Source organism: Vibrio makurazakiensis (assembly GCF_050337375.1).
Classification (GTDB): Bacteria; Pseudomonadota; Gammaproteobacteria; order Enterobacterales; family Vibrionaceae; genus Vibrio; species Vibrio makurazakiensis.
In genome coordinates this window covers 1-7,535 of the sequence record NZ_JAKJSW010000013.1, presented here as the reverse complement: position 1 = coordinate 7,535, position 7,535 = coordinate 1, and the positions used below count along the sequence as shown (strand labels likewise).

7 protein-coding genes and 2 pseudogenes are annotated in these 7,535 nt (G+C 43.0%); 3 read left to right on the top strand and 6 right to left on the bottom strand.

Annotation, left to right across the window (positions count from 1 at the left end; translation table 11 throughout):
• Window positions 1-481, bottom strand: a pseudogene (locus tag L4C33_RS00910) (phosphoribosylglycinamide formyltransferase); the annotation flags it as partial.
• A 268-nt stretch (window positions 482-749) separates the two neighbouring features.
• Between L4C33_RS00910 and L4C33_RS00905 the strand changes: the two are divergent.
• The gene (locus L4C33_RS00905; RefSeq protein WP_428810603.1) at window positions 750-1,397 is read left to right on the top strand and encodes a thiopurine S-methyltransferase; all 648 of its coding nucleotides are present in this window, start codon (window positions 750-752) and stop codon (window positions 1,395-1,397) included.
• Between the two features lie 63 nt (window positions 1,398-1,460).
• On the opposite strand, the gene purT is transcribed toward L4C33_RS00905, so the two are convergent.
• The 5 genes from purT to sbcB all read right to left on the bottom strand — a co-directional run bounded on the left by purT (window position 1,461) and on the right by sbcB (window position 6,505).
• A complete protein-coding gene (gene purT / locus L4C33_RS00900; protein WP_428810602.1) occupies window positions 1,461-2,636 on the bottom strand; it encodes a formate-dependent phosphoribosylglycinamide formyltransferase in 1,176 nt (391 codons plus the stop codon).
• A gap of 164 nt (window positions 2,637-2,800) precedes the next feature.
• On the bottom strand, window positions 2,801-3,688 hold the full coding sequence (gene cdd, locus L4C33_RS00895) for a cytidine deaminase (RefSeq protein ID WP_428810601.1): 888 nt from the start codon (window positions 3,686-3,688) through the stop codon (window positions 2,801-2,803).
• Between the two features lie 215 nt (window positions 3,689-3,903).
• Window positions 3,904-4,593 (bottom strand): LrgB family protein, encoded by a 690-nt coding sequence (locus tag L4C33_RS00890; RefSeq protein ID WP_428810600.1) that lies wholly within the window; start codon window positions 4,591-4,593, stop codon window positions 3,904-3,906.
• On the bottom strand, window positions 4,593-4,982 hold the full coding sequence (locus L4C33_RS00885) for a CidA/LrgA family protein (protein WP_428810599.1): 390 nt from the start codon (window positions 4,980-4,982) through the stop codon (window positions 4,593-4,595). The genes L4C33_RS00890 and L4C33_RS00885 overlap by 1 nt, the downstream gene beginning before the upstream one ends.
• Before the next feature lie 98 nt (window positions 4,983-5,080).
• Window positions 5,081-6,505: an exodeoxyribonuclease I gene (gene sbcB / locus L4C33_RS00880; RefSeq protein WP_428810598.1), complete on the bottom strand. Its 1,425-nt coding sequence runs from the start codon at window positions 6,503-6,505 to the stop codon at window positions 5,081-5,083.
• Window positions 6,506-6,808: 303 nt separating this feature from the next.
• Between sbcB and L4C33_RS00875 the strand changes: the two genes are divergently transcribed.
• Window positions 6,809-7,279, top strand: coding sequence for a putative pterin-binding protein (locus tag L4C33_RS00875; protein WP_428810597.1), 471 nt, complete (start codon window positions 6,809-6,811; stop codon window positions 7,277-7,279).
• Window positions 7,269-7,535: pseudogene (locus L4C33_RS00870) on the top strand (GGDEF domain-containing protein); the annotation flags it as partial. The gene L4C33_RS00875 and the pseudogene L4C33_RS00870, both read left to right, overlap by 11 nt.

Sequence of the window (7,535 nt, the reverse complement as noted above, 5' to 3'; positions counted from 1 at the left end):
ACTTATTTTTTACTTTGACCACGTCCGCTTCACGGCTGATCGCTTCATAAACTTCAACTAGGCTTTCTACATCGTTCGCTATGATGGTCGCTCGCGCTAGGTCGGTAATTCGAGTGACATCGCCATCTAATTCTAAATTAATTTTTTCCTGTGATCTTTGCTCTGATTTTACACCAGCAAAGAGAGCGTTGGATTGAGTAAGAAGGGCTGTACTTTTACAGATAGTTTCAAGCTCAGCTTGCGCTTGGTGTGCTTTGCTATAAAGCACGTCAAAGTCGCTGTACGGTTGTTTTTGCTCAGAATCGAAAGCTTTAATACCGTATAGGCCACTTAAGCTGTGTCTAAACACTTTTGATGAAACTTGGTTCTGAGCCGAGGTGCGAGATTGCTCAGTTGAACTCGTTGATACAGTGGCTGCAAATGCAGGCGCACGGCTTAATACTAGAAGCATTAATGCTGTAGTACGAAGAAATAGACTCATTCAGACTCCCATTATGCGAGGTTACTAAAAGGTAAACTTAAAAGTGGCAACCGGACAATTTAATTAGAGTAAAACGCTCTACTAAAGGACATGTGGCTTCGTTTAGTAGGAAACAACCTTATCGTTTCGATATTTTGTAAAATGTGAACCGTAAGACAAATTGTGCTCTGCGGTTTCAGGCAAATTGTATATGTTTATTACTAATACAGTTTTGTCTGCTTTTACTATCATGTACCCTTGCATTATGACTGGCAAAGATGAATTAGAGATGAACGATCCTGAATTTTGGAATAATAAATGGGCCGCTAACCAAGTTGGTTTCCACCTTGAAGACGTAAACCCTTTGTTGATTGAATATTGGAAACACACGAAACCAACTTATGAGAGCAAAGTCTTTGTTCCGTTATGTGGCAAAAGTGAAGACCTAGTTTGGTTGGCGTCTAAGCATGAAGATGTGCAGGGTGCTGAACTGAGTAAAATAGCGGTACGCTCGTTTTTTGCAGAACATTTTTATACCCCACTAGTCACTCAAATTAGTGGGCAGCATGAACTCTATCAATTTGATGAACTGAGCATCTACGCAGGCGACTATTTTAGTGCGCCAATTCAGCCTGTAGATATAGTGTATGACAGAGCGTCGCTGGTGGCACTGCCTCGTGATATGCGTGTTGCTTACACCGATAAGTTGAAGTCTCTGCTGAAGCCGGGCGGAAGAATTCTATTGGTAACCTTAGACTATATCCAGGATGAAATGGCAGGTCCTCCGTTTAGTGTGCCGTCATCAGAAATTCAGGCGTTGTTTGAAGGGTACAAAGTGACGTTACTAAACCGTGATGTGGCAGATGAAGATCACCCTAAGATTGCAAAGAAAGGCTTGTCACGCTTTGCGGAAGAAGTGTATTTGATTGAGCAATAGCACACAGCAATAAAAAGGCAGCGAACGCTGCCTTTTTTATATGTATTCGTTGTAAGAAGCGGGTTAGTAAATGACTTTTACTTTACTTGCGCTTTCAATTGCGTCTTCAATTGCTGTTTCAATGGTTGCTCTTCGAGTTAGTGCAACACCTAAACGGCGGCGTCCATCAATATCTGGCTTACCAAATAAGCGCACTTGCGTTTGTGGGGCACTAAGAGCTTCACTCAGACCTTCAAAGCGAATATTCGTTGAAGTGCCTTGGCCTAATACAACAGCCGAAGCACATGCGCCATATTGAGTGATAGACTGAATCGGCATACCAGTAAACGCGCGAACGTGGAGAGCGAATTCAGAGCTGTCTTGAGACAACAAAGTAACAAGGCCAGTATCGTGTGGGCGAGGGGATACTTCGTTAAAGATAACCTTATCGCCTTTAATGAATAGCTCTACACCGAAAATACCGTAACCACCTAAAGCATTAACAACTTGCCCTGCGGCGTATTGTGCAGCGTTTAATGCATCGTCGGTCATTACTTGCGGCTGCCATGATTCACGGTAATCACCATCTTCTTGGCGGTGTCCGATAGGCGAGCAGAAGTGAACACCATCGACAGCGCGAACGGTTAGAAGGGTAATTTCGTAATCAAAGTCGATAAAGCCTTCAACAATAACGCGACCAGCACCTGTTCGGCCACCTTCTTGTGCGTAGTTCCATGCTTTCTGAATATCATCTTCCGTTTTGATTACACTCTGTCCTTTACCTGAAGAACTCATAACGGGTTTACATACACACGGCAAGCCTACGAACTCAATGGCTGCAGAGAAGTCTTCANAGCTATCAGCAAAGCGGTATGGAGAGGTGTTTAATCCTAGCTCTTCTGCTGCAAGGCGACGAATGCCCTCACGGTTCATGGTTAATTTAGTCGCGTTTGCCGTTGGGACGACATTTAGCCCTTGAGCTTCTAGCGCGACTAGTGTGTCAGTCGCAATCGCTTCGATTTCAGGTACAACATAGTCGGGCTTTTCGAGTTCAATGATGGCTTGAAGCGCTTCGCCATCAAGCATGTCTAATACGTGGCTACGGTGCGCAACTTGCATTGCTGGGGCATCTGCGTAGCGGTCACAAGCAATGACTTCTAAACCAAGACGCTGACATTCAATAGCGACTTCTTTACCTAGCTCACCAGAACCAAGTAGAAGAACGCGAGTTGCATTTTCACGAGTAGCAGTACCAAACATAAGAGTTCCTTTATGGATGTTGAACAGTAGTGATCGAAGCGAATCATACCGCTTTCACAATGAAAAGCAATCGTTTGCGCAGGGTCTTTTAGTCGTAACTAGAATAAAAAAAGCAGCGACTTGTAATAAGTGCTGCTCTTTAAATTTATGTTGGTTTTATGTGGTTAGATTGCTAAGTAAGATACTGGAATGTCAGGGTTTATCGCTTCTAATGTTGATTGCGTATCAGCAAGGTGGCTGATAGAACCTTCTGACATTTCTACCAATGCAGCACTGTCGATTTCGGAAAAATCATGGCCAGCAAGTTTAAGCTGAATTAAGGCAACTTGTAGAGGAGGCAAGCTAGGGTTGAACGCCGCATTTTCTGCGTATGAACCTGTAAACACTTCACCTGTAGCTAACTGCAACGAAGCACCACTTAAGTTCTTAGTGTAAGGGGCATGGCTGATGTTCAGCGCAGAAAGGGCAGAAAGTACCAGTGGGTTACTGTCTTCTGCTTGGTGCTGATGATCTAGCTTCGCCATTAAGCCAATGTCGATACCCAAGTCTGAAGGGCCGAACGATTCTGGTAAGTACTGCTGTAGAGTCTTTTCTTCACGCTCAGGAAGCTGAATTTTAAGCTCTTTCGCTGTCGTTAATTCATTCATAAATTGGCGACAGTGACCACAAGGGCTGAAGTTGATCGTGATATCTGAAATGCCTTGCTCGCCTTTCATCCAGGCGTGGCTGATTGCCGATTGCTCTGCATGAACCGTTTGACCAAGCTGAGCTCCTGAAACTTCTAAGTTTGCACCGAAGTAAAGGCGACCACTTAGGCCACGCACAATAGCGCCTACGTAGAAATTTGAAATTGGCGCATAAGAGTAGGCTGCTGCGAATGGGAGTAGCGCAACACGGAGTTCATTATCAGATAAACCGCTTTCACTGAGAAGCTGTTCAAATTGTTGAGAAGAAAGAGTGGCATCAAAGCTATCAGCAAGAATGATCTTACTTAGAGATGCTTTAATTGCTTGTGGTGCACTTTCTAGCGCTTGCTCAATATGGCTGTTCATTTTGAATCCTTATTTAACCTTAGACTTCAATTCTAGGTTCTCAGAAAAACATTACTGAGATTTGGATCACGTTAATGGATCGTTTGTTTCATTCCATTTCACAATTAGAGTGAGCTCACACATGCAATCGATTTCAAAACGCAATTAAGTTATCAGCCTCGCAAAGATTTCAGTGAAAGGCTGATTTTATCGGTGAATATGAGGTGGGTTTTGAGTTAAACGCCCATTAAACCGTAAACCCAAACGACCGCGGCAAATACGGAAGGGGCGATGATTGAGGTAATAACCCCACACAAAACTAATGCTAAGGAACTGAATGCTGCATCTTGCGGTTTCTTTTCGGCGCAAGTAGCCGTACCAAGTGCGTGAGATACGGTGCCCAYAGTTAAACCCCGAGCGATCGGACTCTTAATGCCAAGTAGGTTGTATATAGGGTAGGCACAAATGGCACCAAATAAGCCAACAATTAAAACCAGRATTGCGGCAATCGCGGCCTCACCACCTAGGTGGCTGGATATTTCCATAGCAATTGGTGTGGTAACGGACTTACCTAGTAGGCTGGCTATTAGGCTTAGTTCTGCTTTAAATAGAACCGCGATAATTGACGCGGTGAGCATCGACATAACACTGCCTAATGAACAAGCTAGCGTAATAATTTTCCAATTAGAACGGATTTGTGGAAGCTGCTCGTATAAAGGGTAGGCCAGAGCTACAACGGCAGGTTGCAGTAAGAAGCTAATCCATTGATTGTCTGCATAGTACGTTTCGAACGGAACTTTAAAATAGGTCAATGTAGGGATGATGATCCCGATACTGATTAAAAGCGGGTTAAACAGTGGAGAGTTGATCTTTTGACTGATCCAACGGGCAAATAGAAAAACAACAATAGTAACCAGTAACCACATTATGACTGCCCTTTAGTAGAGTGTTCTTTTGAAAGGCGACGGTCTAGGAACCAAGAAAGTGACACAAGTACAATCAGTGAGCCACCTACAGCACTAGCCATAATCGGTAAGGCGTTTTCTAGCAGCATGTCTGCATGTTCCATTAATCCGACACTGATAGGCACGAACAATAAGATCATAAAGCGGATGATGAGATTCGCACTGGGCTGAACCCATTCGATAGGAATAATTCTTGAGCAGAGCAAGCCGAATAGGATCAACATGCCAAAAATACTGCCGGGAATAGATGTATTTAGTAGGTGTTGGATAGAAGTACCCGCCCAAAGAGACGCGAGTATTAATCCGAACGAAACAATGTAACGCAGAAATGTGATTAACGATTCTTTCAAATGAACCTGCCCGATTCAAGCTGATAAAAAGGAAGCTGGGCTCTACTGAGATGAGCCCAGGGAAACTTTGGGATTCTAAACGATATATAAGGCCTTAATTAAGAAGCCAGTTTTTCAACATATTGATACACGGCTTTTAGAATGGCTATTTTTTTCTCATCACTCTCATGTTGATGAACCAAGTTCTCAAGGTTAAGCATGTATTCTTCAAGTTGAGATTCGTAAGTCTCTCGACAGTGGTTAGCCCAACGAAGCTGCTCTGACTCATCCAGTGTCCAAGGGAAGTGACGAGCACGATAGCGGAACAGCAACGGCTTAATGCGTTCGTCGCTAAAGCTAATATCTAATGCTGCCAGGTTATTCGGGTCGGTTTCACGAATGATGTTCATTGCCGTTTTGTCAGCAGGAGAGAAGAAACCATCGTACAGCAACGTATCTACATCTGAGCTTTTTTCATATTCTCGGTCGGTAGAATATAAGCCAATCAGTTTTTCTCTGATCTCTGGATTAGCTTTTAACTTCGCAAGGTTCTTTAAACAACGCTCACGATCAATACCAATTGTCTCTGCATTTTCTGCCGTTAAGGTTTTGGCTGGCGCAAGGATTGGACACTTGTTCATATGCACAAGCTTAATTGGAACGGGTAATTCGTCTTCAGCCAGTTCACTACGCTTAGTATAAAGTCTCGTGCGTAACTCATCTTCATCTAGCTCAAGTAATGGGCTAGGGTCTTTTGCAAGGTCGACCACAATCGCTGCATTTTGGTTTGTTGGGTGCCACGCCATAGGGACAACCCAGCTGGTATAATTACAATCGCGTCCAAACATGCCAGAAACATGCATGAGCGGCGTCATGTTTACGATATCAACCAGCTCATTCAACTTTCGTTTATGACGCATGTTATAGAGGTAATCAAACATTTTTGGCTGAGCTGATTTTAGCTTCTTAGCCAATTCGATTGTTGCAATAACATCGGCCATTGCATCATGTGCGTTAGCATGTTCAATACCATTGGCGACAGAAAGATGCTCTAGCTTNAAGCTCGGGTAGCCTTCTTCATTTTCTGGCCAAACGATACCTTCAGGGCGTAATGCGTGAACAGCGCGCATTACATCAAGTAAGTCCCAACGAGAGTTGCCGTTTTGCCAGCTCCAAGCGTACGGATCAATAAAGTTGCGGTAACAAGTGTAGCGAGTCACCTCATCATCAAATCGGATGCTGTTGTAACCTAGGCTTGTAGTATTAGGCTTGGCAAGTTCAGCATGGATTTTGGCTATGAATTCTGGCTCGGGAATACCCTGGCTGGCTGCTTTTTGAGGAGTGATACCTGTAATCAACGCAGCTTCAGGTGAAGGTAAGTAGTCAGCAGGAGGTTGACAGTAGATCACCAAAGGCTCGCCTATGATATTAAAATCTTGATCCGTTCTGACACCTGCAAATTGACTTGGACGGTCTTTTGCTGGGCTGGTTCCCCATGTCTCGTAATCAAAAAAGAAAAACGTTGGCTGTGTATTTGAACTCATTGATGATTCCTGATTGGAGCATGAACATGCGCCACTTATCTATACGTATGAGTTAAGTATCTGATAGGAGGTAGGTAGCGTGCAAGCGAGCGATGAAAATAAATGGAAATTACCGAGTTACGGAGGTGTATTTGCCAAAGTTGGTCATTTTTAACCTTATTTAATCGTGTTTTCAATTCTGTAACCCTTTGATGACGCATTGATGTTAGGGAGGTGAGATTGATTTTATAAATGAACTGATGCAAACAATGCTTACTAATTATACTATTGTTATTAATAACCCTTCATAAGAAAGGATTAACAATGAAATTATTATCATTAATGCTTTGCTTGTTTAGTGTGAGCTCTTATTCCGCTTCAATTACGGTCTCTTGGCTAGATCAACCGACGACACCTGTAGTGTTTGAACAAGCCGAAATAGCGAAACTACCTACCATAGCTTATAAAACGCATTTACCTTGGTTTGATGATGAAGCGACTTTTACAGGGATCAGCCTTCAAACGTTATTAAAGTCCCAAAATATAACCGTTCCTGAATTTATGATTGTTAGAGCGCTTAACGATTATGCCATCACTATAACTAAGCAAGATATTGAAAAGTATCAGCCTATTATTGCGTATTTGAAAGATGGTAAACCGATGAAAGTGAGGGAGAAAGGACCGTATTGGTTAATCTATTCGTTGTCTGATTACCCCGAAATCGACAATGCCCTATACCACTCTCAGATGGTATGGCAAATCAGTGATATAGAGTTAATAGCGGATGAGAAATAGGCAAAAGCTACGACAGTCTTCTCCACAGACAACACTGGCAAAATCATTGTTGCTCGTTGTTTCATTGGCTCTTCTTATTGCTAATGTATCCTTGATGGTGAATACACGTATTTTGGCTCAATCTTATAGCGAACAACAAAACCAAGCGACTTGGTTTTTATTTCAACTATCTAAGGAGTTATCAGAGCTGGTTGCTGAATCCAACCATATGGGCGATGGCGATGATCACTTAAAATTGGTCTGGCTTAAGTATGAT